The sequence below is a fragment of the Clostridium frigidicarnis genome (genome assembly GCF_900111985.1).
In the GTDB taxonomy this organism is placed as follows: domain Bacteria; phylum Bacillota; class Clostridia; order Clostridiales; family Clostridiaceae; genus Clostridium_Z; species Clostridium_Z frigidicarnis.
Genome location: NZ_FOKI01000006.1, coordinates 40,153 through 65,503, shown reverse-complemented (window position 1 = coordinate 65,503; position 25,351 = coordinate 40,153). Strand labels below are relative to the sequence as shown.

Annotated in this window: 23 protein-coding genes, 1 riboswitch and 1 other annotated feature; of the genes, 18 read left to right on the top strand and 5 right to left on the bottom strand. The window is 27.4% G+C overall.

The genetic code is table 11. The annotated features are described in order from the left end of the window. Positions 1-6 precede the first annotated feature (6 nt). The 7 genes from BM119_RS05005 (at position 7) to BM119_RS04975 (ending at position 7,468) form a co-directional block, all read left to right on the top strand. Positions 7-762: an aminotransferase class IV gene (locus BM119_RS05005; RefSeq protein WP_090039444.1), complete on the top strand. Its 756-nt coding sequence runs from the start codon at positions 7-9 to the stop codon at positions 760-762. A gap of 11 nt (positions 763-773) precedes the next feature. Further along, positions 774-1,328, top strand: coding sequence for a GTP cyclohydrolase I FolE (gene folE, locus BM119_RS05000; RefSeq protein WP_341465746.1), 555 nt, complete (start codon positions 774-776; stop codon positions 1,326-1,328). 336 nt (positions 1,329-1,664) lie between these two features. Then, positions 1,665-2,153 (top strand): HD domain-containing protein, encoded by a 489-nt coding sequence (locus BM119_RS04995; protein ID WP_090039441.1) that lies wholly within the window; start codon positions 1,665-1,667, stop codon positions 2,151-2,153. A gap of 14 nt (positions 2,154-2,167) precedes the next feature. Next, entirely contained in the window at positions 2,168-2,998 is an 831-nt protein-coding gene (gene folP / locus BM119_RS04990) for a dihydropteroate synthase (RefSeq protein ID WP_090039439.1), read from the top strand. Positions 2,999-3,010: 12 nt separating this feature from the next. Continuing rightward, positions 3,011-3,826, top strand: a complete 816-nt coding sequence (gene folK / locus BM119_RS04985) for a 2-amino-4-hydroxy-6-hydroxymethyldihydropteridine diphosphokinase (protein ID WP_090039639.1) — start codon at positions 3,011-3,013, stop codon at positions 3,824-3,826. Between the two features lie 506 nt (positions 3,827-4,332). Continuing rightward, positions 4,333-5,103: a DUF2087 domain-containing protein gene (locus BM119_RS04980; protein ID WP_090039437.1), complete on the top strand. Its 771-nt coding sequence runs from the start codon at positions 4,333-4,335 to the stop codon at positions 5,101-5,103. A 295-nt stretch (positions 5,104-5,398) separates the two neighbouring features. Further along, positions 5,399-7,468, top strand: coding sequence for a methyl-accepting chemotaxis protein (locus BM119_RS04975; RefSeq protein WP_090039436.1), 2,070 nt, complete (start codon positions 5,399-5,401; stop codon positions 7,466-7,468). Between the two features lie 327 nt (positions 7,469-7,795). Here BM119_RS04975 and BM119_RS04970 read toward each other — a convergent pair whose 3' ends face one another. Further along, a complete protein-coding gene (locus tag BM119_RS04970) occupies positions 7,796-9,574 on the bottom strand; it encodes an aminopeptidase P family protein (protein WP_090039434.1) in 1,779 nt (592 codons plus the stop codon). 290 nt (positions 9,575-9,864) lie between these two features. Further along, positions 9,865-9,976: riboswitch (TPP riboswitch) on the top strand. A gap of 170 nt (positions 9,977-10,146) precedes the next feature. Here BM119_RS04970 and thiD point away from each other — a divergent pair. Beyond that, entirely contained in the window at positions 10,147-10,956 is an 810-nt protein-coding gene (thiD, locus tag BM119_RS04965) for a bifunctional hydroxymethylpyrimidine kinase/phosphomethylpyrimidine kinase (RefSeq protein WP_090039433.1), read from the top strand. Between the two features lie 214 nt (positions 10,957-11,170). Here thiD and BM119_RS04960 read toward each other — a convergent pair whose 3' ends face one another. Further along, positions 11,171-11,647 carry an LURP-one-related/scramblase family protein gene (locus BM119_RS04960; protein WP_177199317.1) on the bottom strand — a complete coding sequence of 159 codons (477 nt, stop codon included), beginning with the start codon at positions 11,645-11,647 and terminating at the stop codon, positions 11,171-11,173. A gap of 446 nt (positions 11,648-12,093) precedes the next feature. On the opposite strand from BM119_RS04960, the gene BM119_RS04955 reads away from it, so the two are divergent. Continuing rightward, on the top strand, positions 12,094-15,402 hold the full coding sequence (locus BM119_RS04955; protein ID WP_090039429.1) for a DEAD/DEAH box helicase: 3,309 nt from the start codon (positions 12,094-12,096) through the stop codon (positions 15,400-15,402). A gap of 260 nt (positions 15,403-15,662) precedes the next feature. Here the strand turns inward: BM119_RS04955 and BM119_RS04950 are convergent, their stop codons facing one another. Continuing rightward, positions 15,663-16,361 (bottom strand): Crp/Fnr family transcriptional regulator, encoded by a 699-nt coding sequence (locus BM119_RS04950; protein WP_090039428.1) that lies wholly within the window; start codon positions 16,359-16,361, stop codon positions 15,663-15,665. Positions 16,362-16,526: 165 nt separating this feature from the next. Between BM119_RS04950 and BM119_RS04945 the strand changes: the two genes are divergently transcribed. Continuing rightward, positions 16,527-16,946, top strand: a complete 420-nt coding sequence (locus BM119_RS04945; RefSeq protein WP_090039426.1) for a DMT family transporter — start codon at positions 16,527-16,529, stop codon at positions 16,944-16,946. Positions 16,947-16,957: 11 nt separating this feature from the next. After that, positions 16,958-17,401 carry a DMT family transporter gene (locus BM119_RS04940; protein WP_177199316.1) on the top strand — a complete coding sequence of 148 codons (444 nt, stop codon included), beginning with the start codon at positions 16,958-16,960 and terminating at the stop codon, positions 17,399-17,401. A 95-nt stretch (positions 17,402-17,496) separates the two neighbouring features. On the opposite strand, the gene BM119_RS04935 is transcribed toward BM119_RS04940, so the two are convergent. After that, positions 17,497-18,426, bottom strand: coding sequence for a patatin-like phospholipase family protein (locus BM119_RS04935; protein WP_090039424.1), 930 nt, complete (start codon positions 18,424-18,426; stop codon positions 17,497-17,499). 319 nt (positions 18,427-18,745) lie between these two features. On the opposite strand from BM119_RS04935, the gene BM119_RS04930 reads away from it, so the two are divergent. From BM119_RS04930 to gltX, 5 genes are all read left to right on the top strand, one after another. Beyond that, entirely contained in the window at positions 18,746-19,108 is a 363-nt protein-coding gene (locus BM119_RS04930) for a DUF2089 domain-containing protein (protein ID WP_090039422.1), read from the top strand. A 24-nt stretch (positions 19,109-19,132) separates the two neighbouring features. Further along, entirely contained in the window at positions 19,133-19,510 is a 378-nt protein-coding gene (locus BM119_RS04925; RefSeq protein WP_090039420.1) for an SHOCT-like domain-containing protein, read from the top strand. Positions 19,511-19,520: 10 nt separating this feature from the next. Further along, positions 19,521-19,748 carry a hypothetical protein gene (locus tag BM119_RS04920; protein WP_090039418.1) on the top strand — a complete coding sequence of 76 codons (228 nt, stop codon included), beginning with the start codon at positions 19,521-19,523 and terminating at the stop codon, positions 19,746-19,748. A gap of 349 nt (positions 19,749-20,097) precedes the next feature. Then, a complete protein-coding gene (locus BM119_RS04915) occupies positions 20,098-20,952 on the top strand; it encodes a sensor domain-containing diguanylate cyclase (RefSeq protein ID WP_090039415.1) in 855 nt (284 codons plus the stop codon). Between the two features lie 133 nt (positions 20,953-21,085). After that, positions 21,086-21,319, top strand: a binding site (T-box leader). Positions 21,320-21,361: 42 nt separating this feature from the next. Beyond that, positions 21,362-23,020, top strand: coding sequence for a glutamate--tRNA ligase (gltX, locus tag BM119_RS04910; protein WP_090039413.1), 1,659 nt, complete (start codon positions 21,362-21,364; stop codon positions 23,018-23,020). 226 nt (positions 23,021-23,246) lie between these two features. Here gltX and BM119_RS04905 read toward each other — a convergent pair whose 3' ends face one another. Further along, complete coding sequence (locus tag BM119_RS04905) at positions 23,247-23,525, bottom strand: DUF3795 domain-containing protein (RefSeq protein WP_090039411.1); 279 nt, start codon at positions 23,523-23,525, stop codon at positions 23,247-23,249. A gap of 222 nt (positions 23,526-23,747) precedes the next feature. On the opposite strand from BM119_RS04905, the gene BM119_RS04900 reads away from it, so the two are divergent. Next, complete coding sequence (locus tag BM119_RS04900; RefSeq protein ID WP_090039409.1) at positions 23,748-24,323, top strand: sugar O-acetyltransferase; 576 nt, start codon at positions 23,748-23,750, stop codon at positions 24,321-24,323. A gap of 1 nt (position 24,324) precedes the next feature. Beyond that, the gene (locus BM119_RS04895) at positions 24,325-25,350 is read left to right on the top strand and encodes an ROK family protein (RefSeq protein WP_090039408.1); all 1,026 of its coding nucleotides are present in this window, start codon (positions 24,325-24,327) and stop codon (positions 25,348-25,350) included. The last annotated feature ends 1 nt before the right edge of the window (position 25,351 follow it).

Below are 25,351 nucleotides of genomic sequence, written 5' to 3'. Positions count from 1 at the left end.
GATCGCATGATATTAATAAATGAGTCTAACACTGGGGAATTAGTATTAGATGACGGATTGAATTTTGGATTAGGTGCATTTGAAACCATTAAAATTTCTAATGGTGGAAAAGCAATACTTTTGGAAGAACATATAGAAAGATTAAAAAATACTTTAAATGCTTTAAATATAAAGAAAGAGATTTCAGTAGACAAAATATATAAATATATAACTAGTAACAACTTAAAAAATATTGCTTTTAAAATTTTGGTAACTAGTGAAAATATAGTTTTTTCTACTAGATCTATACCATATACTAGTGACTACTATAAAAGAGGATTTAATGTATATTTTAGTGAGTATAGAAGAAATTCAAAATCACTATTAACATATCACAAAACATTAAATTATGGTGAAAATATACTAGAAAAGAGAAATGCATTTACACTAGGATTTGATGAACCATTATTTTTAAATGAGAGATATGAAATAACCGAAGGAGCAACAACCAACATATTTTTTATTAAGAATAATGAAATTTATACACCTAAAATATGTAGTGGCTTGTTAAATGGAATATTAAGACAATGGGTTATAGATAATTTTAAGGTTCATGAAGGATTATATACATTAGAAGATTTAAAATCTAGCCATGAAATATTTTTAACAAACTCTTTGATGGGAATTATGAAAGTTAATAAAATAGAAGGCTATGATTTGAATTTAAAGTATGAAAAAACCTATGAAATATTAAAAACCTATTTAGACTTTGAAGAGAGGTAGGGATTTTTATGATAGACGAAAATAAAATAAGAGAAGGCGTAAAGCTAATAATAGAAGGCATAGGAGAAAATCCAAATAGAGAAGGATTAAAAGAAACTCCAGATAGAATAGCTAGAATGTACTCAGAGGTTTTTAGTGGGCTATATGAAGATGTTTCAACTCATTTAAGTAAGACGTTTGAGGTAAAGGAAGATAATCTTGTAATAGAAAAAGATATAACTTATTATTCAATGTGTGAACATCATTTCTTACCGTTCTTTGGTAAAGCTCACATAGCATACATACCTAATGGTAAAGTTGCTGGACTTAGTAAACTTGCAAGATGTGTGGATGTGTATGCTAAAAGGCCTCAACTTCAAGAAAAGATGACTACTGATATAGCAGAGGCTTTAATGGAACATCTGGATGCTAAAGGTGTTATGGTTATGGTACAAGGGGAACATCTATGTATGACAATGAGAGGAATAAAAAAACCTGGAAGTAGAACTGTTACACTTTGTTATAAAGGTGAGTTTGAAAAGGATAAGGACTTACGAGATGAGGTATATAAACTTATGACTTTGTAAGGTATATGATACTTGTACATATTGTTAATGTACAGGAGAGTATAAAAAATTTAATCTTAAAATACTGATAAAGTCTAGGATTAAAGAGAGTTTTAATCAGTTACAAGTTGCAAGTGACAAGTTGCGGATAAATCTTCTCAGGAAGATTTAAATGAATTTACAATTGACGATTAAGAATTGAGAATGAAGGATGAAGTCTTCTCAGTAAGATTTCTAAAATTAAAAAATGTAATTAAAGAAAATCTGTGATTTTCAACCTGAATCGTCAATTTTAAATTCTCAATTGTCAATTAAAAAAGGTCGTAGCTTTTTTTATAAGGATGGGAGTTAAAGTCTATGAAAGTACAGGACAAAATAAATTTAATATTAAATAATAAAGATTATATAAGTTATCTAAAGGAAATAGAGGATTGTGAAAAAGATAGAGAGTTTTGTACACATGACCTTAAACATTTCTTAGATGTTGCTAGGATAGCATATATAATCTCATTAGAAAAAAAATTATCTTATAGCAAGGACGTAATATATGCTATAGGTTTATTGCACGATATAGGAAGGTTTAAACAATACAAAGAGGGTATACCTCATCATAAGGCAAGTTGTGAATTAGCTATTCCTATATTAGAACAAAGTGGATTTAATAAAGAGGAAATTGAAATTATATTAAGAGGTATATTAAATCATAGAAATTTTATATCAGATGAATCGTCTATTGAAAATATAATTTATAGAAGCGACAAAATGTCAAGAGGATGTTTTAGTTGTAAGGCAATTAAAAAATGTAATTGGGATGATGAGAAAAAGAATGTTTATATAACTTATTAATTAGGAGTGATTAAATGTTTAGAGATAAAATATTATTAAACATAGGGGAAAAAGAGTTTATATTAGGTGAAAGAACTTATGTCATGGGAATATTAAATGTAACCCCAGATTCATTCTCAGATGGAGGGGATTTTGATAATATAGATAGAGCAGTAAAACATGCAGGGGAAATGATAGATGAGGGCGTTGACATAATAGATGTTGGGGGGGAATCTACAAGACCTACTCATACTCCAGTTGATGAGGAAGAAGAATTAAAAAGAGTTGTGCCTGTAATAAAAGCATTAAGAAAAGAGTTTCCTCATATACCAATATCTATAGATACATACAAAGCAGAAGTTGCAAAAAAAGCAATTGAAGCAGGGGCAAATATGATAAATGATGTTTGGGGATTTAAAAAAGATAAGGATATTGCAAAAATTGCAGCTGAATATGATGTGCCTTGTTGCATAATGCATAATAGAGAAGATAGAAATTATAAGAATTTAATGGAAGATATATTAAATGATCTTAGAGAAAGTATAGAAATTGCAAAGAATGCTGGAGTTAGAAATGAAAATATTATATTAGATCCAGGTATTGGTTTTGCAAAAGATTATGAAGAAAATCTAGAGACAATGAATAAACTAGAAAAATTAAATGAACTAGGCTATTCATGGCTTCTTGGAACCTCAAGAAAATCAATGATAGGTACTACATTAAATTTACCACCTAAGGAAAGGGGTGAGGGAACTTTAGCAACAACAACCCTTGGAATAATGAAGGGGTGCGATTTTGTAAGGGTTCATGATGTAAAGGAAAACAAAAGAGTATGTTTAATGACTGATGCTATGGTAAGGAGATAAGAAATGGCAGGTATAGATAGAATATTAGTAAAAGATTTAGAAGTATATGCAAATCATGGAGTTTTCAAAGAAGAAAAGGTATTAGGACAAAAATTTTTAATAACTATGGAATTATTTTTATCTCTTAGAGAAGCTGGAAAGACTGGAGATTTAACGAAATCAGTACACTATGGAGAGCTAAGTCATAAAGTAGAAGAAGAGTTTAAAAAGAAAAGTTATGATTTAATAGAGGAAGCTACTGAAGCTTTAGCAGAATTTATATTAAAAGAATATGATTTTATAGATAAAGTTAAAGTATCAATTAAAAAACCTTGGGCACCTATTGGAAGACCTCTAGACTATGTAGAGGTATGTATTGAAAGAGCTTGGCATATATCATATATAGCACTAGGTTCTAATATGGGAAATAAAGAAGAAAATTTAAACAATGCATTAGAAATGATAAATTGTGAACATACTAAGGTTATTAAAGTAGCACCATTTTTAAAAACAGAACCTTGGGGTTATACAGATCAAGATGAATTTTTAAATTCAGTTTGCATGGTTAAAACAATTTTAACTCCAGATGAGCTTATGGATTTTTTACTTCAGTGTGAGAAAGATTTAAAAAGAGAAAGAATTATAAAATGGGGTCCTAGAACTATAGATTTAGATATATTATTTTATGATGATTTAATTATAGGTTCAGAGAAAACCATAATACCACATCCAAGAATTCAGGAAAGAATGTTTGTGCTTGAGCCATTAAGCAATATATCACCATATTTAATGCATCCAGTACTTAATAAAAGAATTATAGATATTAAAGCTGAGTTAGAAAATAAATAATATTTTAATTAGTATAAGGATTAGAACATGAAAGAAAATAACAAGCAGTTTATTTACTCTTGTTGAAGAAATTAGTTTTAGATTGTATATGAGAAAAAAAGTTCTAGCATAAATAAAAGGGCTATACAAAGGTTTAGTCTATAAAATTAAATAGGATATAAAGTTACAAAGCTATGGAATTAAGGGAATAAAGCCCTATATTTCATAGCTTTTATTTTTTAATAAGGATATGTTTTAGAATAGTGTTGGAATATAGCCTAAAAAAATTATAGGTGGGATTGTACACCTATAATGTTCAATAATTGAATAATGTAAAACAATTAAATTAAAAACAAAGATATTGTAGTAGTTGTGAAATAGTTATATCTATATAGCGTTATGGATGATATAGATTTTTAATATATATGTTTATGTATATATAGACAAAAATTATATTTGATTATATAATAAGAATATGGAAATGATTTTGTGAGTTTTGCAATTTATAGAAAGAAAGGGGTATATTAATGGAAGGTAAATCAAATGAATTGTTTTGGGATGCATCTATAGAAGAAGTGAAAAAAGGATATATAGAGGATGAGGAATGTATTCAGTGTCTTATATGTAAAGAGAAATTTATAATAGGAAAAATATATGAAGCTGATTCAGTTTTATATGATGCTAAAATGGCTACAAAAATCCATATTGAAGAAAAACATGGTTCAATCCTTGAATATTTACTAAGTATGAATTCAAGCTTTACTGGGGTTTCTGATGTGCAGAGGCAGCTTATAACACTTTTTTCTCATGGTATAAGTGATAAGGAAATTGCTAGTAAGTTGGGGCTCGCTCAATCCACAATAAGAAACCATAGATATAAATTAAGAGAAAAAGAAAAGCAAGCTAAGTTGTTTCTAACCATGATGGAACTTCTTTCAAAAGGTACAAAGAAGAATATAAATAAAATGGATAAAGAAGTAATATGTGATGCTCATAAAACTGCTACAACATTAGACGATAGGTTTAATATAACTGATAAGGAAAAAGAAACTATTATAAGCAATTATATGGATGAAAATGGTGGGTTGAAAACTTATCCATCAAAAGAAAAGAGAAAAATTATAGTTTTAGAAGAAATAACAAAGAATTTCGCAAGAGGTAAGTCTTATTCTGAAAAAGAAATAAATAGGATTTTAGAAAGAATATATAGTGATTATGCTACTCTAAGAAGAGCTATGGTGGAATATGGTTTTTTAGAAAGAGCTAATGATTGTAGTAAATATTGGGTAAAAGAATAGCTATTAAAAATTTTAAAATCATGAAATTAATTTATTTTTAAATAATTTCATGGTTTTAAATTTTGTAGTAGGGAAATTTTTTAAATTTAAAGGATTATCAGGGCTAGTATGTTTATCTACCTCATAAAAGTTTCTATTTATATCCTAATATTGATTGTATAATATATACAGCTTATATTTGAGGATATAGCATTAAAAATATAGAGGATGTAATCGTTACAGAAAAATGTTAAGAATTTATGAATTGTAACGATATATTTAATGAACAGAAAGTATATGCAGAAGAGGTGTTACAATGAAAAAAAACAATACATCAGTTGTAAAAAAGACAGGAATATTATCCATAGGTATAACTTTAGTATGTATGTGTGTGCTAGCAGTATCAATTTTTTATATGATTTTAAAAGACAATTATGTTAATTTTTCAGAAAATGCAAATAAATACAGCACTAATTTGTCATCATATTTAAATGAATACTTTAAGACTATAGAAGGAAGTTTAAATGTACTTACACCGTCAAAAAATGCTTTAGATCTTAAAGATAATAGTATTACCACATATGTAGATAAAACAGGGGAGAATGGTTCCATTAAAATGACTCCAGAGAGTAATGGAGAATTTGAAGCTTCTTTATATAATTATTTTAAGGCATTTGAAGAAGCTAATCTATCAATAAAAACTATAAGTTTTGCATCAGAAAAAAATGGGGGATATGTTCAATATCCATCAGAGGATAGAAAAGATAATTATGATCCAAGAACTAGAGATTGGTATAAAAATGCTTTGAATTCTGGTGATGTAGTTTATAATATATTTACCACAACAAATGGAAGTTTATCATTAGCTGCAACAAAAGCATTTAAGATAAATGGAGAAGTAATAGGAGTTTTTAATTTAGGAATATCCTTAGATTCAATAGTGTCAATTGCAGAGGATTATAAAACAGGAAACAGTGGAGAAGTATTTATAATAAGCAAAGAAGGATATATTATAGCAGACAGTTCAAATAATGATACAAGTAAAAAATTAGATGAAACTGACTTAAAAGATATAGACATAGAAAAGCTTTTATCAGGTAGTTTGCAAATTTCAAGAAATGGTGAAAAATATGAAACATTGAGTAAAAAAGTTGATAAAAACAATTTTCCAATTACAATTGTTTCTATGATAAATAAAAAAGAGATGTTCCAAGGAGCAAAGAAAACTATTTTAATAATATCTTTAATAACTATTATTGCAACTTTAGTATTAATATTTATATGGAGATTTGTAGGGAAGAAAATAAAGAAAGTAATATTAAGTATTACATATGTTTTAGAGGAAATGGGTAATGGTAATTTAAATGTAAATATAGATGACACTTTATTAAATAGAAATGATGAGATCGGAGACATAGCAAAAAGTGCATATAAAACAAAAGAGTCAATAAGTGGAATGATATATAGGTTAAAAGAAAGTACATATACTTTAGAAGATGAAATTAAGAACATAAACAATGTATCTTCAGTGGTTAGTGATTCTTCAAATAGAGTTTTAATTTCAGTAGAGGATGTTGCAAAAGGGGCTGGAATGCAGGCGAATAATTTAATGAATATAAATGCATTATTAAGTAATTTCAGTGAAGGAATTAGCAAAGTTGTAGACAACATAAGTGAATTAAATAATGATACAGTAGAAATAAAGTCTGTCAATGATGAGAATAAAAAAATAATGGAAGGAATAGTTTCAAGTTCAGATGATGTAACTTTAAAAATGCAAGGTTTTAATGTTAAGATTAATACATTAGGACAAAGTATTTTAAAGATTGCAGAAATAATAGAGCTTATAAATGGGATAACAGAACAGACAAATCTTCTAGCTTTAAATGCATCTATAGAGGCGGCTAGAGCAGGAGAAGCAGGAAAAGGCTTTGCAGTTGTAGCAGAAGAGGTTAGAAAGTTAGCAGAGGAAAGCAGAAATGCTTCAAATGAAATAGAAAAAATCGTAAATGAAAATGTGATATTAATGAAAAATATTTCAGTAGAGTCTGAGGATGTTAATTCTACAATAGAATATCAAATTACTGATATGAATAAGGGTGCTGATATGTTTTTGAAAATAAATAATAATTTAAATTCAGTACTTCCCAAAATTGATACAATAAATGTAGAAATCAATGACATAGAAAATAAAAATAGCGAAATATTTAGAATGGTTGAGGAAGTATCTGCTGTTTCAGAAGAAGTATCAGCATCTTCTGAAGAAATAGTTTCCTTAGCAAGTGAGCTTGAAAATGTAATAACAGATATGAGTAAACTTTCCAACAATCTTCAGGATGTCTCACATAATGTAAGAGAAGGATTAAATAAATTTACATTAAAATAAACTAAAATTTATTTTAGGCACATGAAAGAAAATAACAAGTAAAATATACTATTATACTGACTTGTTATTTTTTTGAATGTGCCTTAATATAAAATAGACTATGCTATCTTAGAAAATAATTTTTAAGGGGGATAGCTCATTTTTTATCTTATGATTTGTAACACCCTTTATTACTTCTATGATAAAACGGACTGTATACAAGTTTGTTCTACACAAAAATATATACAGTCCGTTACAGTATTAACTATTTTATAAAATTAAATTTTAAAATGTCTATTTACACATAAAAAATAACAAATTAAAATCAGTTTGTAAATTGTAACTTTATTAAATGCTTCTAGTAGCTTCTTTTAACCAAGCAGTTTCTTCTTCATTTAAATATGGAGATAATCTATCAAAAACTTCTTTATGATAGTCATTTAACCATTGAATTTCTTCAGAATAAAGAAGCTCTTTTTTTACTGGCTTAAGGTCTATTGGACAGAATGTGATTGCCCTAAATTTAAGGAAAGTACCACAATCAGTATCAAATGCTTTTTCAATTAATAAGTCATTTTCTATTCTTATACCATGCTTACCTTCTTTATAAACACCAGGTTCATTAGTAACCACCATACCAGGTCTTAATAATACATCAACTACATTTTTTCTTATTTGATGAGGTCCTTCATGTACAGTAGAGAAGAATCCAACACCATGACCTGTACCACATTTATAGTCAAGTCCTTTTTCCCATAATGGTCTTCTAGCTAATACATCAAGGCTAGTACCTATTGCTTCATTTAAGAATATAGCTCTAGATAATGCTATATTACCTTTAAGAACTAAAGTATAATCTTCCATTTCCTCATCAGTAAACTTACCTAAAGCAAATGTTCTTGTTATATCAGTAGTACCATCTAAATAATGAGCACCTGAGTCTACTAAGAAGAAGTGTTCAGGCTTAAGTGTAGCAAAGTTATCTTTAGTTGCACAATAATGCATCATTGCAGCATTTTCTTTATAACCAGCTATAGTGTCAAAGCTTAATCCCATGTAATTTTCACCTTGAGCTCTTATTTCTTCTAATTTATCAGAAGCAGATATTTCAGTTATTGTTTCTTTACCTATAGTGTCATTTAACCATTTGTTAAATTTAACCATGGCCACACCATCTCTAACTTGAGATTTCATTATATTTTCTATTTCTATAGGATTTTTTATAGCCTTTAAATTTGTAGTTACATCTCTCATTTCACACACTTTTATAGTGCTTTTAATAGCACTCTTTAACCAAACATTTAGTCTTGAGGGATCATATATAACCTTATCAGTATCATTAAGATTTTTTAAGTCTTCAGCTATATCATCATAATTTTTTATAGATACACCATCATTGCTTAAAGCATTTTTAGTAACGTCGTCTACTTTATCTTTATCTATATATAATGTACAAGAATTAGTAGTAACTAAAACATAAGATAAGAAGAATGGATTATTATGAACATCGTTTCCTCTTAAATTTGTAAGCCATATAATATCTTCTAAAGAAGCAAAAACATAAGCAGTAGCTTTGTGCTTAGCCATTTCATCTCTAACTTCTTTTATTTTTTCAACTCTGCTTTTACCAGCAAATTTAACATCATGAATAAAAATTTTATCTTTAGGAATAGAAGGTCTATCTTTCCAAATTAAATCTATTAAATCTTCTTCAGGAACTATTTCAATATTAGTATCTTCAAGGGTACATTGAAGAGATTTTAAAGAATTAACAGAGAAAACCTTTCCATTAAAAGCAACTCTTTCACCAGGTTTTAATTCATACTTAATGAATTCAGTGTAGGATTTAACTCCTGGTAGGCCATCTTTAAAAAGTTCAACTTCGCTTCCTTGTAATTGATGAGCAGCTTGTATATGGTATCTACCATCTGTCCATAAACCAGATTTATTTAATGTTATAACTGCTGTACCGGCAGAACCAGTAAATCCTGATATCCATGTTCTAGATTTAAAATAATCTCCTACATATTCACCTTGATGATTATCACAACTTGGAATAATAAAAGCATGTACATTATGTTTTTTCATTAAACCCCTTAAGGCTTCGATTCTTTCATTTATTGTCATAACTTAATCCCCCTATGTTTGAAAAATTTTAATTATAATAAAATTATAGGATTAAAATAAGTAATAGTAAACCCTTTAGTAGTAATTTTCTGAAAATTACCTCGGGTGTAAGAGCGTTAATTGCTAGATTTTGAAGTTAAAACTAAGAAAATATGAACTTATAATAACCTTACTTAAGAAAATAAGATGTAAATTTAAAAAATGTATGTTATTTTTATAAATTTTAAAAATCACTTCATTTGCAAAATCTTTATAGTATGGTATATAATAAAATTGAAATTAAATATAGAATAAATTACTAGAGGAGCTATTATTTATAGCTGAGAATAGAAGAAATGACTTCTTAGACTCTTAAAACCTGATGTGGTTAGTACCACCGTAGGGAAGTATACTTTGATTTACACAGTGTAGCTTTCAGCTACACTTTTTTTATTATAATTTATTTAATATTTTATAGATAGTTACTCTTATTTTTAATAAGTGAGGGATAAAAAGATAAGTCTTTAAATTACTTGATTAAGATTTAGATTTTTAATTTAGTATAGAATAGTTAAATGTGGGAGGAATTAAAAATGAAAAGAGCATTAACAATTGCAGGATCAGATTCTTGTGGGGGAGCAGGAATTCAAGCAGATCTAAAGGCATTTGCAGCAAATGGAGTCTATGGCATGAGTGTAATCACAGCCATAACAGCACAAAATACTATGGGAGTTTTTGATATACAAGATATTTCACCAGAGATTATAAAAGCTCAAATAAAAGTGATTTTTGATGATATAAGAGTAGATAGTGTTAAGATTGGAATGGTATCTAAAATAGAGTCTATTAAAGCCATTGGAGAAGCATTAAGAAACGTAGATAATCTTCCGCCAATTGTTTTAGACCCAGTTATGGTATCAAAAAGTGGATTTAGATTATTATCACAAGATGCAAAAGAAACATTAATAAAGGAATTAATACCATTAGCAACACTAATAACTCCAAATTTACCTGAAGCAGAGGAAATTTTAGGTGGAAAGATAACCACAGTAGAAGAGATGAAAGAAGCTGCTGTAAAATTAAAGGATCTTGGACCTAAATATGTGTTAGTAAAAGGTGGACACTTAGAAAATGAAGCCACAGATTTATTATATGATGGAGAAAATTTCATGTATTTAGAAGGAGAAAGAGTTAATACAATACATACTCATGGAACAGGTTGCACATTATCATCAACTATAGCTGCAAATCTAGCAAAAGGTATGGGAATAAGAGAAAGTGTAAAAGACGCTAAAAGATATATTACAATTGCAATAAAAAATGGATTTAAACTTGGTAACGGAGTAGGACCTACACATCATTTTTATGAGCTTTACAAAAAGGCTGGAATTTGTGAAGATTAAAAGTTATTAAGTTATTTTTATACTCCAACTCGAAATAAACTTTGATTAATTTGAAGGTAACAAGACTTATGAGTGACAGTGACAAGGTATGAGGAGAGAGGCTATATCATTGAATTAAGTATTCAAGGGTATAGCCTAAGTTTTTAAATAAATTTGGGTAAAAGTCTTGGAAATACTATTGATTTTTAACTTGAGCCATAAAGTTCTTTAACAATTAGTTGTCGTGACAACATAGATCAAGAACTATAACAGCTGCTAATATAAAAGCATTATCAATATTATCTGAAATATCCACCACATATTTATCTTTAATTGAAAGCCATTTCTTAGATACATTAGCAAGTTCTTTTTCATTAATCTTAAAAGTATAGTCATGGTCTAGAACATTACCTTTAACAGTCATGTCTCCATAATTACTATTTATGTCAAAAGCACAATGAAAAAAAGTAAAAAGTCTCTTAGAAATTGTACAACATAAGTTATCATCTTTGTATATTTCATAAGTTGGCTTAAGCTTCATAACTCTTTGTTTTATATAAAAAAGTTCATTATTGTCCATATCTCTAAAAGATAGTTTATGTCCTATAGATAAAACTTGTCCAACTACGGAATAAACCTCATAACCATCTATATCATATATGTTAAAGCTATCAGAAAAAGAAAAGATTTTTTGGTTTATTAAATACTTCATAACATACCTCCAATTTAAAATTAATTTAATAATACATGTAAAAAACAATACTTTCAATACCATAAATAGTCTGAGTATTAAAACTTAATATTTGATATATTAGAAAAAATGGGGTTATAATTATAAGGTAGAGTAGCTTATTTTAAGTTTATCATTAATAATACTATTATTTTTGACAAGTTAGAGATAATACTATGAAATTTGTGGTAAACTTTTATATTATAGCATTGAAAATAACTAACTCAGTTAAATTTACACAAATAATATATAAAAATATTAAAAGTTAAGAATTCAGGAAATAAATTACGTAGGTTGCAGCGTAAAGTATCAAAAATATATGAAATGAGTAGAGAAGGGAGGAGTTACGTTAAGACAAGTAACATTATAAAACTTACAAATGACATTAGAAAGTTACACAAAGGGCTGGATAATTTTATAATGTTATTATGGAGTTTTATAAGTTTTACGTAACGGAACAATGGTTGTATTTAAATTTAGTTAAAAATATATTAGAAGATAAAATAGTAACATCAAAAAATTATAGCAAAGGAACATTATATTATAGTAGTGGTAATGTATTAGGAATAAAAGCTTTTGTAAATAAAGAAGATGAGACTTTAGATATAAATAGTAGAGTTAAATCACAAAATTATAATAAAGTTTATGATGTAAATATAATAGCAGATTTAAAAGAAGAGATAGTAACGCATACTGAATGTACATGCGAAGATTACTTGAAAAATTCTATTGCTGAATACACCTATTGTTGTAAGCATATTGTAGCATCTACCCTGCATTACATAGATTTTTTGCAGAGAAAAATAGATAATGGTTTGAAAAAAGATATAAAGAACAAAGAAACAGGAATTCCCAATAATAGTAAAACAAAATCAGAACCAGAAAATATAGATGATGGGGAAAGACTGTTAAATTCATTAGAAGAGAATAATAGACAAGAATTAATTAATATTGAGATTTATCTTAAATATAATAAACTTAATAATTTTAATAATAATTGTTTTGAAGTTGAATTTAAAATAGGAAATAAGAAAATGTATATTCTTAAAAATATACATGAATTTATTCAAAGTAAGAAGGATAGGGTGGAATTAAGATATGGAAAAGATTTTACGTACTATCCTAATAGACATTATTTTTCAAAGGATGACGAGAATTTATTAGATTTTCTTGAGGAATATGAAGATATAAGTAATATGATGGATGGATATTCACGTGTTCCATATGCACCAAAGGTAATAAAATCAAAAATGTTATTAATAGTACCAACGGCTTTAAGAAGGTTTTTGCAATGTGTAAAGCACAAAAATATAAAATTTAATTACCATGGAACAGATTATAATACTGTTATAAATATTAAGGATATTCCTATAGAATTTTCAGTAGAAGAAAACAAAGAAGGACTTGTTTTAAAGACAGGTGAGACAATGCCAGAAGCTTTAAATAGCAATGGAGATGTGTTTTTTTACAATGGAGAAATATATATACCATCATATAATCAATGTAATAAATATAAACCTTTTTATGATATCTTAAAAAAAGAAGAAAAGATTGTGTTTAAAGATGAGAAATGCAAGGGTGTTTTAGGAAAAATATTACCAACATTAGATAGTATATCTAATAAAGTTGAGGTAAGTAATAATATAGAAAAGAATCTTATTCGTGATGACTTAAAGGTAGAGTTTTATTTTGATAGAAACAATAAAGAAGTTTATGCAAATGTAAAACTTATTTATGGAGATATTTCTTTCGATTATATAAAGGGCACTTCCAAGGGAAAATATTTAATAAGAAATTTAATAAAAGAGAATGAAGTTGAAAATAGACTTAATGAATTTAAATTTTATAAATATAAAGAAAAATTCAAGTTTATAGGAAATGATGAGGATTTATATTTATTTTTAAATGAGAATTTAAATAAACTTACGGAAATAGGGCAAGTTTATTATTCAGATAGGTTTAAGGATCAGAAAATATATAAATCAAAGTCTATTAAAGCTACTGTTAACGATAGCCAAGGAAACTATTTAGATTTCTCATTTTCTATTGGGGACCTTGATGAAAAAGAGATAAATAACATATTAAAGGCATTTAAGGATAAAAGAAAGTTTTATAAGCTTAAAAATAATAGTTTTGTGGATTTAGAGGAAACTGAAACAAAGGATTTTTTATATCTATTAGATAATCTAATTTATGATAATTCATTAAAAGGAAAGAATATAAAAATTCATAAAAGTAGGGCTATGTATTTAAACGATAGTATAGAATGCAACAAAATGCATTTTATAAAGGGTAAAAGCATAGTTGAAGATGTATGTAGTAAAATGAAGACTATTGAGAATATAAATTATAATGTACCCAAGGATCTTAATGCAACTTTAAGAGACTACCAGATTTCAGGATATAAATGGCTTAAAACATTAAGCTATTGTGGATTTGGAGGAATACTTGCTGATGAAATGGGACTTGGTAAAACAATACAAACCATAGCGTTTTTATTATCAGAAAGAGACAAGAAATCCTTAATAGTTACACCAACATCTCTTGTATATAATTGGAAAAGTGAATTTGAAAAATTTGCACCAACAATGAATATTGCAATTTTACATGGGAGTAAAGAGGAAAGAGCAGAGGTTATGAAATCTTTAGAGTACTATGATATTATATTGACTACTTATGGTACTTTGATAAATGATTTCCAATGGTATGAAAATAAAAAATTTGATTATTGTATAATAGATGAAGGACAAAACATAAAAAATTCATCTTCTTTAAGTAGTGAGGCTGTAAAGAAGGTTAATGCAGATATAAAATTTGCATTGACAGGAACACCAATAGAAAATAATCTTACAGAGCTTTGGTCTATATTTGATTATGTAATGCCAGGATATCTTTATGGAAAATCTAAATTTCAAGATAGATTTACTGGAAAAGATGGAGATACAGATAGTCTCAAAAGATTAATTAAGCCTTTTATATTAAGAAGACTTAAAAAAGAAGTGATGATGGAATTACCAGAAAAAATAGAAAGAAAGTTTTTTATTGAAATGACAGAAGAGCAGAAAAAAGTATATAAAACCTTTGTTAATGATATAAAAGTTAAGATGGAGAATAATAATTTTTCAAAGGATAAGATAACCATATTTTCATATTTAACTAAACTAAGACAGCTTTGCCTTGACCCATCGGTTTTAATAGAAGGATATAATGGAGAAAGTGCTAAAATAAATGTAGCAACAGATATTATAAAAGATGGTATAAATAATGATCATAAAATATTATTATTTTCTCAATTCACATCTGTTTTAGAAAGTATAAAAGAGAGACTTAACAAGGAGGGTGTGGATTATTATTATTTAGATGGTAGCACAAAAGCAAGCTATAGATTAGATATGGTAAATGAATTTAATAGTGATAATGGGAAAAAATTATTTTTAATCTCTTTAAAAGCAGGAGGAACAGGGTTAAACTTAACAGGTGCTGATATAGTTATTCACTTTGATCCATGGTGGAATCCTGCAATAGAGGATCAAGCTACAGATAGAGCTCATAGAATAGGACAAAAAAATATGGTTGACGTTATAAAATTAATAGCAAAAGGAACCATAGAAGAAAAAATACTTTTACTTCAAAATAGAAAAAAAGAGATGATTAAAGAAGTAATTGATGGAGATTTTAAAAATGAAAGTTTTCTTAGTAGTTTAAATGAAAATGAGATTAACGAATTATTTAGCTAAGAAATTTTAATTAAGTATAAGATTACATCTTGACAATCTTTATGAAGTTAAATAAAGATTACTTTTATATAAATAAAAATTGCTACTGAACTTTATTGTCAGTAGTAATTTTTATTTGTTGTTAAATATATGTTTATGGTTATGAGAATTTAAGTCGATTTTGAGCAAACCCCATCTAAAGCTAAGAATCATTTAGTATGATCGTTAATATCAGTAAAACCCCATTTATAACGTTTCACCAACTTGTCACCATCTATGCATTACTTATTTTTTATAAAGATATCTTGAGCTAAAGATTTGAGATGTTGAAAATTAAGTATTGTTAAAGAGTTCTTTTCTTTTTTTATTATGTTTTTTGAGCTAAGAGAATTTATAACTCTATTCAAATGCCTATAACTAGTTCCTAAAAGTTCAGAAAGATGAGTTAAGCTTTCAATTTCCACACTAGAATTCAAGTTTGAATCCTTTGGTAATAAAGATAATATGTAAGAGGCAAATCTATTTTCTAATGGATATAGCATATTAATAGAACTATAAATAGAATTGTTTCTTAGCTTTTTTCCAAGAGAAGTAATAATAAATCTTAAAAACAAAGGATCGTTGTATCCATATTTTTCAAGCTTATCTAAAGGAAAGGCTAAGCAAATACAAGATTCTAAAGCAGTAACGTTACAGTCCGCTAAAGGATTATCCATAAATTCGATATCCCCTATAATTTCTAAAGGGGTGCTTAAACAAAGCAATAAGGATTTTCCAGTTGATAACAATGTAGAAACTTTAGTTTTCCCTTTAACTAAGAAATACATATAGTAAACTTTTTCATCAAGATTGCAAATGTTTTCACCTTTTTTAAAGGTATGAATCTCACAATTGTTAATTAAATCATCATTCAAATAACTAATTAAATTAAATTGATTTAAGTAAAAATCTATCTTGGATAAATCAATTAATCTTTCCATAAAAACACCTCTTAATATATTATTATACTATCTTATAAATAAAGGGACAAATGTCCTATTAAGAAACCTTAATATTTTGATATTATTATATTAGGTACATGAAAGAAAATAACAAGTCAAAGATTCTTTGAATGTGTCTTAACTTTAAACAATGGAGGAGAAAAAATGAACAGTATATTAGCACTTATAATAGGAGCATTAATTTCAATTATGTTGTCGTTTAATGGGCAGCTAGAAGGAAATGTTGGACTAACTTATTCACTAGTAATTATTCATATAGTTGGACTAATAGGCATTACCATAATACTTTTAGTTAAAAAACATAAAATCACAATAAAAGAAAAATTACCAGTATATCTATTTTCAGGAGGGGCAGTTGGAGTAGCATTAACCCTTAGCAATATTATAACTATTAGTAAAATAGGTGTTGCACTAACAACTTCTTTAGCAGTTTTTGGACAACTTATATTTTCCTCTTTAGTAGATAATTATGGGTGGTTTGGAATGAAAAAATACAAGTTTAATTGCAAGAAATTAATAGGATTTATTATTATCTTAATAGGACTTATATCAATGACTATATAGGAGGAAAACTTATGTTTATAATGATTTTGGCAATAATAGGAGGGGTACTTACAACACTTTCTATGGTAATAAACTCTTCTTTAGGGAAAAGAATAGGAGTTTTACAAGGAACTTTTGTAAATTATATTGTTGGATTAATTTGTTCTTTATTAGTTCTAATGTTTATTGGTACAACTATAAATGTAAATGTTGAAACTCTAAGGCAAATGCCTTTTTACATATTTTTAGGTGGAGCTATTGGAGTAGTGGTTGTATTTTCTTCAAACATAGTTATACCAAGGATACCTGTGGTTTATAGCACTCTACTATTATTTATTGGTCAAATTTTGGCAGGAATAATAATTGATTTTATAATAACCAAAGAATTTTCTAATGGAAAAATCTTGGGGTCAATAATAATTATTTTAGGAATATTATATAATTCTAGTGTAGATAAAAAAGTTGTAGATAAGTAAGATATTTCATATATTGAAATTGTATATATCATAATAAAGAATTATCTAAAGAAAAGGGAGGTCTAATTTGCGTTGCTTAGACCTCCCTTTTCGGATTAGATGAATTTCCTTGATCTATACCTAGTTACATATTCTTTGAAATTCCAATTTTTCAGAAAATCTTCTGCTGTATTATAGCCTGATTGAAAAAGTTTTAGACTCTCATCTTTTGTAATATTGAAATCTGTAGTTTTTATACCCAAGGTTGGGATATCTATTGTTCTAACAGAATCTTTATCCTTTAAGTATATTTCTTCATCTCTGGATAAAATAGTCTCAACTATATCACCTATAAAAGAAATCAGATTTGTATTAGTGGAATTTTTCTTTTTTTCCTTAGTAGGTTTTAGCTTTAACCCAAGAGTAGGCCACCTTGGAATTCCGTCAACATCAAATATCCATATTGGAAAGTTACTTAAGAGACCTCCATCTACTATAAAACTGTTCGCTTCATTAGAACTGAGGATTACAGGATTATAATAAAAGGGGATACTCATACTCATTCTAACAGCTTTTGCTATCTCAAATTTCATTGGATCTATATTATAGTTTACTAAATCATCAGGTAATACAATAAGTTTTCTCTTGGTTATGTCTGTTGCTAAAACTTTTAGCCTACTTACCCCATTGGTTGAAATATCTTTGAATTTTGTTTTATTTTTTGCTTTAAATTTAAGAGTTAAAAAATCCTCAATGGCATTTCCTGCATATAATCCCTTAGTTTTTAAAAGGCTTATAGGTTGTCCAATTAAAGGTATAGATTGCAAAGGGGTTTTGTCGTTAAAGGAGCTGAACGGCATATTGAGCATTATATCTTTTAATTCTTTCCCAGTATAACCTACTGATATTAAAGAGGTTACTATAGCACCAGCAGAAGTTCCTGCTAAACTTTGCCACTCATAACCATATTCTTCTAAACAATATATTGCTCCTATTAAGGCAATTCCTTTTACTCCTCCACCTTCACATACTAGATCTACTTTCATTTTTTATCAACTCCTATATGAGACTAGTAATAACTTAGTATAATTTTTAGTATATGAATGGAGGAAAGTGTATTCTACATAAATTTATTTGGTAGCTAAAACATGAATGAAGATTCCTTCTATAGTAGATATATATATTTTTTTTGAAAACAGTAAAAAATAAATGAGTCAGTTAAAATAATTAATTGTATAATAAGAAATATTAATAAAAATATTAATTTAATTATTAAAAAATCATTAAAATATTAAAATAATTAATTTGATACTTGATTTTTAAATTGAATGTGATAATATGGAAGTAAGGAAGGGTGATAAGTAGATGTATAAGATTCTTAGTTCCTGTCCTGTATGTAGTAATAAACTAAAAGCTATAAAATTAAGATGTAATAGATGCAATACAGTTATAGATAATGAATTTACTTTATCTAAATTTGATTATCTAAATGAAGAACAATTATATTTTATAGAAACTTTTATTAGATGTAGAGGAAGTATAAAGGAAGTAGAAAAAGACCTTGGAATATCATATCCAACTGTAAGAACTAAATTAGATGAAGTTATAGAAACTTTAGGTTTTAAGCCTAGAGAATCAAAAAAATCAAAAGATAATAGTGATATTTTAGAAGCATTAGAAAAAGGGGAGATATCTCCAGATGAAGCTATTATTAAATTAAAAGAATAAGTTAATAAAGGGGAGGCTATTATTATGAATGAAGAGGCAATAAGAATTTTAAAAATGGTGGAAGAAGGAAAACTTAATTCGGATAAAGCAGAAGAGCTTTTAGATGCATTAAGTAACACAAATTGTAAATTAGTAACTCCTAAAAATTATGAGGATAAATTTTTAAAGATTAAAATCTTAAGTAAAAAAGGTGATAAGGTAAATGTACAATTGCCTGTTAAAGTAATTAAGGGAATAATTAAGGCAACAGGAAAACTTCCAGTATGTGCAGAAGGCATGGATAGTATAAATGTGGATGAGATTATGAATACAGTTATAAGTTGTTTAGACAATGAAATAATTGGTGAAATAGTAGATATAGAATCAGCAGAGGGTGACATTGTAAAAATAGTTATAGAATAGGGGAAATAATATGAAAGTTACCGTTAGAGAAGGAACACATAATTTTAAAATTCCTATTCCACTTTTTCTTGGAAGTATTGCTATTAGGTGCATACCAAAAGATACTATTTCAAAAGAACAAAAAGATTTAGCAATTAAAGTTTTTAAAGCATTAAAAAGAGATATAAAAAAGTATAAGGGAATTAATATAGTAGAAGTAAAATCAGCTAATGGGGAAGAAGTTATTATATCCATTTAAAAAGTGAAATTTTAATAGAAGAAAATATAAACATGGCTGAAAGCTACAAGATATAGCTTTCGGTCATTTTTTATTATAATGTTTTAAGTATTTTAAATGAAATAGGGATATATAGATAAAAGTTGATAATTATTTTAGAATTCATTAATTATCATTTAATGCTTGTATATCCTTATTTTCATGGCATAAACCACTATTTTATATATAAATTCAATGAATTTTAATTATTTTAAGAAAAAATAAGGAATTTATAGACAAAATATTAAAAATTGATTTACAATGTAAATTATAAGGATAATATAAATTAATTAGAAATATATAAAACATTAATGTAGGGGTGGGGGTTGTTATGCTAGGGCATGAAGATGATTATAATAATTTAAAAGAGATATTAGATAACGCAAGAGATATTATATATAGTATTGATTTAATTCCAAATTTTAAGTTTACTTATATAAACAATGCAATTTATGATATCTTAGGGTATTATCCCAAGGAAATACTTATGAATCCCAATATACCATTTGAAATAGTTCATGATGATGATGAAAAGCATTTAAGAGACAAAATAAAAGGAACTATGGATTATTCTAAACCAAAAACATCAAGATTTTTTTCAAAAAGTGGTGTATACAAATGGATAGAAGATTATGTAATGCCAAGGTACAATAAAAAAGGCCAGCTAAGTGGGGTTTATGGAATTGCTAGGGATGTAACAAAGCAAAAGGAGTTAGAACTAGAACTTAAAAGATTAAAAAACAAAGATGATCTTACACAGGTTTATAGTAGATATTTTTTGAAAAGTACAGTAGATAAATTTGAGGGGAAGATTGGACAAGTAGGAATTTTTTTAATTGATATAGATAAGCTAAAGAGTGTGAATGATACTTTTGGACACTTAGAAGGTGATACATTTATATGTTTAGTTGCTCAAAGTTTAGTTGAAAATGTAGGGAAGGCAGGCTGTGTCTGTAGAAATGGTGGAGATGAATTTGTAATCATAATTGAGAATAAAGATGAGGACCAATGTAAAAATTACTATTATAAACTTAAAAAAGAAAGTATACATTTTCATGGAGAAAATCGTGGTTTTTCTGTTGGGTTTGCACATTCAAAAGGAAAATTAATAAATATAAAAAAGTTACTTGAAGAAGCAGACAAGGATATGTATAAAAATAAAGTACAGGAAGAATTCATAGTGTAATATGAAGAGGTTAAAATATATTTTGTAAAATCAGGTATATATATTTTAATGTAAGCAAAAACTGTAATATATATTTACAATATTAAGTTTGAAAGGTATAATATAAACTATATTTAAATAATATACAATTGAATATTAGGCTTTGAAGGAGAAGAGTATATAGGTATCTGAATTTAAGAGATCTAGGGAGGGTGAAATCCTAGAATTTAGAACTATAGAAAGAAGCTCTGGAGCTATCGGCTGAATAATATTAAATTACACTTAAGTAGGTCGTTGGGAATCTCCCCTTAAAGAGAAATAAGTGGATTAATGAAATGTTTATTAATCAATTTAGGTGGTAACGCGGAATCATACTTTCGTCCTATATTTTTTAGGATGGAAGTTTTTTTATTTTAAAGGAGGAACTATAATGAGTTTAGAAAAATTAGCAGAAATTATTTTCCCAAATATTGATAAAACACCAGAGTATTATATGGAAAAATATCCAAGAAGAAACCTTAAAGAAGGAGCTATGGTTACTAGATACGCACCATCTCCAACAGGATTTCAACATATAGGTGGAGTATTTGCAGCTTTAATCAATGAAAGATTAGCATGTCAAAGTGAGGGAGTTTTTTATCTAAGAATAGAAGACACAGACCAAAAAAGAGAAGTTGAAGGTGCTATAGATGATACAATAGCAACAATGCATAATTTTGGTATGGACTTTAATGAAGGAATGACAGGACAAGACACTTCTAAGGGTGAATACGGTCCATATAGACAGAGTGAGAGAGAAGAAATATATAAGACTTTTGCTAAGGACTTATTAAGAAAGGGATTAGTATATCCTTGTTTTTCTACACCAGAGGAGCTAAATGAATTAAGAGAAATGCAAATTGCAAACAAATTAACTCCTGGATATTATGGAGAATTTGCTAAATATAGAGGTCTATCACCAGAAGAGGCAATAGAAAAAATAAATAATGAAGAGCAATATATCTTAAGATTAAAATCTCCAGGCAATATAGAAAAAAGAGTTGAATTTAAAGATTTAATTAAAGGTGAAATATCATTCCCAGAAAATAATCAAGATGTTGTTATAATAAAGGGTGATGGACTACCAACTTATCATTTTGCTCATGCTATTGATGATGCATTAATGAGAACAACTCATGTAATAAGAGGAGAAGAGTGGTTAAGTTCCCTTCCTATACATATTCAGTTATTCGAAGTTTTAGGTTTAGAAAGACCAGAATATGCACATATACCAACAATAATGAAAAATGATAATGGATCTAAAAGAAAGCTTTCAAAGAGAAAAGATCCAGAAAGTGCAGTAAGTTATTATAGAGAAGAAGGATATCCAGTTCAATCAGTTATTGAATATCTTCTTAACATAATAAACTCTAGTTTTGAAGAGTGGAGAGCTGAAAATCCAAATGAAGATTATCACAATTTTAACATAGATCTTGGAAAAATGAGTAAAAGTGGAGCTTTATTTGATATAGTTAAATTAAATGATATAAGTAAAGATGTAATTTGCAAAATGAAGCCAGAAAAGGTTTATGAAAATTATACTGCTTGGGCAAAAGAATTTGATAAAGAAATGTGTGGTTTAGTAACTTCAAAAGAATCTATGATGAAAGAAGTATTTAACATAGACAAGGAAGGTCCAAAACCAAGGAAAGACTTTGCAAAATGGAATGATGTAAGAGAAAAAGTATTCTATTTCTTTAATGAGTTATTCTATAATGAAAAAGCAGAACATGTTGAGCTTCCAAAGAACGTTGAATTAGAAGAAGCAAAGAGAATAATAGAAGCTTATGGAAAAGCTTATAACTTCAATACTGATAAAGACACATGGTTTGAGGAACTAAAAGCTGTGGGAATAGAACTTGGATATTGTGCAAATAGAAAAGAATTTAAATTAAATCCAGATCAATTTAAAGGAATGATAGCAGATGTTGCTGGATCAGTTAGATCTGCAATATCACATAGAGCAAATACACCAGATCTTTATACTATAATGCAAATTATGGGAGAAAATATGGTTAAAGAGAGATTTAATAAGTTTTTAGATCTATAAGACTTATTGTGATAAGAAGAATCATAACAAAGTAAATCTAAACTTAATCTAACATTCAACGGGTATAAAAAACTCTGTGAATTAAGGCACATGAAAGAAAATAATAAGTCAAAATAGACTAGAATACTGACTTGTTATTTTTTTCAATGTGCCTAAAATATAATTTGCTAAAATGTAAAAAGCTATGGAATATAGGGTTGTTTTTAAGACCTTGATTCCATAGCTTTTATTGTTTATTTTGTAGAGTTTTTTTATTAGCTTTCCATTGTAACCATCTTGAATCTAGAACTGTAGCTTTATCTCTTGTCATAATTTCTTTACATGGAAAATTAATACAAAGTCCACAAAAATCTATATGCTGAGTATCTACGCAATCAAAGGTATAGCAGTCTCCTTTTCTATGTGCTGTACGACAACCTGTACAATTGCCTTGAATATAATCAGGGCAACTACCACAATAAAAACCACATTTGCTTATTAAATCTATAATATCATTATTGTTCAATTAAATCCCTCCAACATACTGACTTGTTATTTTTCGAATGTGACTAAAACTATATCTTTAATTATAAAGTTAAATTCAATATTATGGCTAATAAACTATGTAAATAATTTATAATATTTAATTTACATATATACAAAAGGTATTGAACTTTTAATTATATTTGGGTATACTTTTATCATAAACTTTTAAAAGTTTACGATAAAAGTATATGGGGTGTTTGAAATGTCAGAAAAAGAAAAGATGTTAAGAGGGGAATTTTATAACACAAGAGATAAAGAATTACTAGAAATATATAAGAAAGCAAGAAAGTTTATGGATATATTTAATGGAAATAGAGATGATGATCAAAGTAAGATATTGAATCAATTATTTGGTAAGGTTGGTAAAGGTGTTTGGGTTGAAAAACCAGTGTTTTGTGATTATGGTGAAAATATAACTATAGGAGAAAATACTTTCATTAATTTTAATTGTACATTATTAGATTGCAATAAAATTACTATAGGCAACAATGTATTAATAGGTCCCAATGTACAAATATATACCGCATCTCATCCAACAAATTCAAAAGAACGAATAAATAAATGTAACAAAGATGGAATAGCACCATATAAAACTTTTGCAAAGCCAGTGTCAATAGGTGATAATGTATGGATAGGTGGAAATGTTTGTATTTTACCAGGGGTTACTATAGGTTCTAATTCGGTTATTGGGGCAGGTAGTGTGGTTACAAAATCAATACCAGAAAATGTTGTGGCTGTGGGAAATCCATGTAAAATAATAAAAAATATAGGTGATTAAATTGGGAAAAATAGTTGGAAAACCTAAAGAGTTAAAGAAAATAAATAAGACACTAATATTAAATTCAATAAAAAAAAGACGTAGTGCTACAAAGACAGAAATAGTTTTAGATACAGGAATAAGCAATACTACTGTAAGAACATTGCTTCTAAAACTTCTAGAAGAAAATGAGATAATTAGTGTTGGACTTGATGAGTCTAGTGGAGGAAGAAGAGCAGAAAGATATTCTTTAAATATTAGCAAAAAATATATTCTGTCTATGATTGTAGAGGAAAAAAAGATTATTTATAATATTGTTAATATTGTAGGTGAAGTGGTTGAAGAAAACATCATTAAAATAGAAAGTATATATGATGATAATATTATTGATACAATTTTAGAAGATTTACTTAGCCAATATGGTAATATTAAAGCCATTGGTATAAGTGTACCAGGTATTGTTAATGAAGAAGGTTATTTATCAGGTAAGGACATAAAAGAATGGAAACAAGTAGAGGTAAATAAGTATATTGAAGAAAAATATAAAATTCCAGTAATATTAGAGAATGATTTAAATACATTGGCGCTAGGATATTCCATGGAATATAAGAAAAATTTTCAAAAGGATTTAAACCTAGCTTATGTACATTTTACAACTTTAGGAGCTGGAGCTGGACTAATAATAAATGGAAATTTAGTTAAAGGTAAAAATAACTTTGCGGGGGAAATAGGAATTATGCCAATAGAAGATTCTTATTTAAATGAAGTGTTATCTAGGAACCTAAGTGATGATAAATATTCAATGATAATTGCAAATGTTATGACAATAATTAATTGTATGGTAAGCCCGGATATGATTATTGTAGGTGGAAATAACTTTAAGCATAATCTTATAGATAATATTAAGAAAACATATAGTGAAAAAAATAAGATTTTTAGTGAAGTAATTGCAGTAAAAGATAGCACTAAAGTAGGATTAAGAGGAATAACAGAAATAGCATTAGATCTAATAAATGATGATATAAAGATAATAAGTAATGGGGGATAAG

Excerpts from the sequence above, each read along its gene's own strand:
- BM119_RS04935 (WP_090039424.1), bottom strand. The coding sequence starts at position 18,426 with ATGAAAGTAGATCTAGTATGTGAAGGTGGAGGAGTAAAAGGAATTGCC.
- BM119_RS04925 (WP_090039420.1), top strand. The coding sequence starts at position 19,133 with ATGAATGAAGAGGCAATAAGAATTTTAAAAATGGTGGAAGAAGGAAAA.
- BM119_RS04930 (WP_090039422.1), top strand. The coding sequence starts at position 18,746 with ATGTATAAGATTCTTAGTTCCTGTCCTGTATGTAGTAATAAACTAAAA.
- BM119_RS04900 (WP_090039409.1), top strand. The coding sequence starts at position 23,748 with ATGTCAGAAAAAGAAAAGATGTTAAGAGGGGAATTTTATAACACAAGA.
- BM119_RS04960 (WP_177199317.1), bottom strand. The coding sequence starts at position 11,647 with ATGAAGTATTTAATAAACCAAAAAATCTTTTCTTTTTCTGATAGCTTT.
- BM119_RS04950 (WP_090039428.1), bottom strand. The coding sequence starts at position 16,361 with ATGGAAAGATTAATTGATTTATCCAAGATAGATTTTTACTTAAATCAA.
- BM119_RS04980 (WP_090039437.1), top strand. The coding sequence starts at position 4,333 with ATGGAAGGTAAATCAAATGAATTGTTTTGGGATGCATCTATAGAAGAA.
- folP (WP_090039439.1), top strand. The coding sequence starts at position 2,168 with ATGTTTAGAGATAAAATATTATTAAACATAGGGGAAAAAGAGTTTATA.
- BM119_RS05005 (WP_090039444.1), top strand. The coding sequence starts at position 7 with ATGATATTAATAAATGAGTCTAACACTGGGGAATTAGTATTAGATGAC.
- BM119_RS04920 (WP_090039418.1), top strand. The coding sequence starts at position 19,521 with ATGAAAGTTACCGTTAGAGAAGGAACACATAATTTTAAAATTCCTATT.
- BM119_RS04945 (WP_090039426.1), top strand. The coding sequence starts at position 16,527 with ATGAACAGTATATTAGCACTTATAATAGGAGCATTAATTTCAATTATG.
- BM119_RS04995 (WP_090039441.1), top strand. The coding sequence starts at position 1,665 with ATGAAAGTACAGGACAAAATAAATTTAATATTAAATAATAAAGATTAT.
- BM119_RS04970 (WP_090039434.1), bottom strand. The coding sequence starts at position 9,574 with ATGACAATAAATGAAAGAATCGAAGCCTTAAGGGGTTTAATGAAAAAA.
- BM119_RS04915 (WP_090039415.1), top strand. The coding sequence starts at position 20,098 with ATGCTAGGGCATGAAGATGATTATAATAATTTAAAAGAGATATTAGAT.
- BM119_RS04955 (WP_090039429.1), top strand. The coding sequence starts at position 12,094 with ATGGAGTTTTATAAGTTTTACGTAACGGAACAATGGTTGTATTTAAAT.
- BM119_RS04975 (WP_090039436.1), top strand. The coding sequence starts at position 5,399 with ATGAAAAAAAACAATACATCAGTTGTAAAAAAGACAGGAATATTATCC.
- BM119_RS04940 (WP_177199316.1), top strand. The coding sequence starts at position 16,958 with ATGTTTATAATGATTTTGGCAATAATAGGAGGGGTACTTACAACACTT.
- gltX (WP_090039413.1), top strand. The coding sequence starts at position 21,362 with ATGAGTTTAGAAAAATTAGCAGAAATTATTTTCCCAAATATTGATAAA.
- thiD (WP_090039433.1), top strand. The coding sequence starts at position 10,147 with ATGAAAAGAGCATTAACAATTGCAGGATCAGATTCTTGTGGGGGAGCA.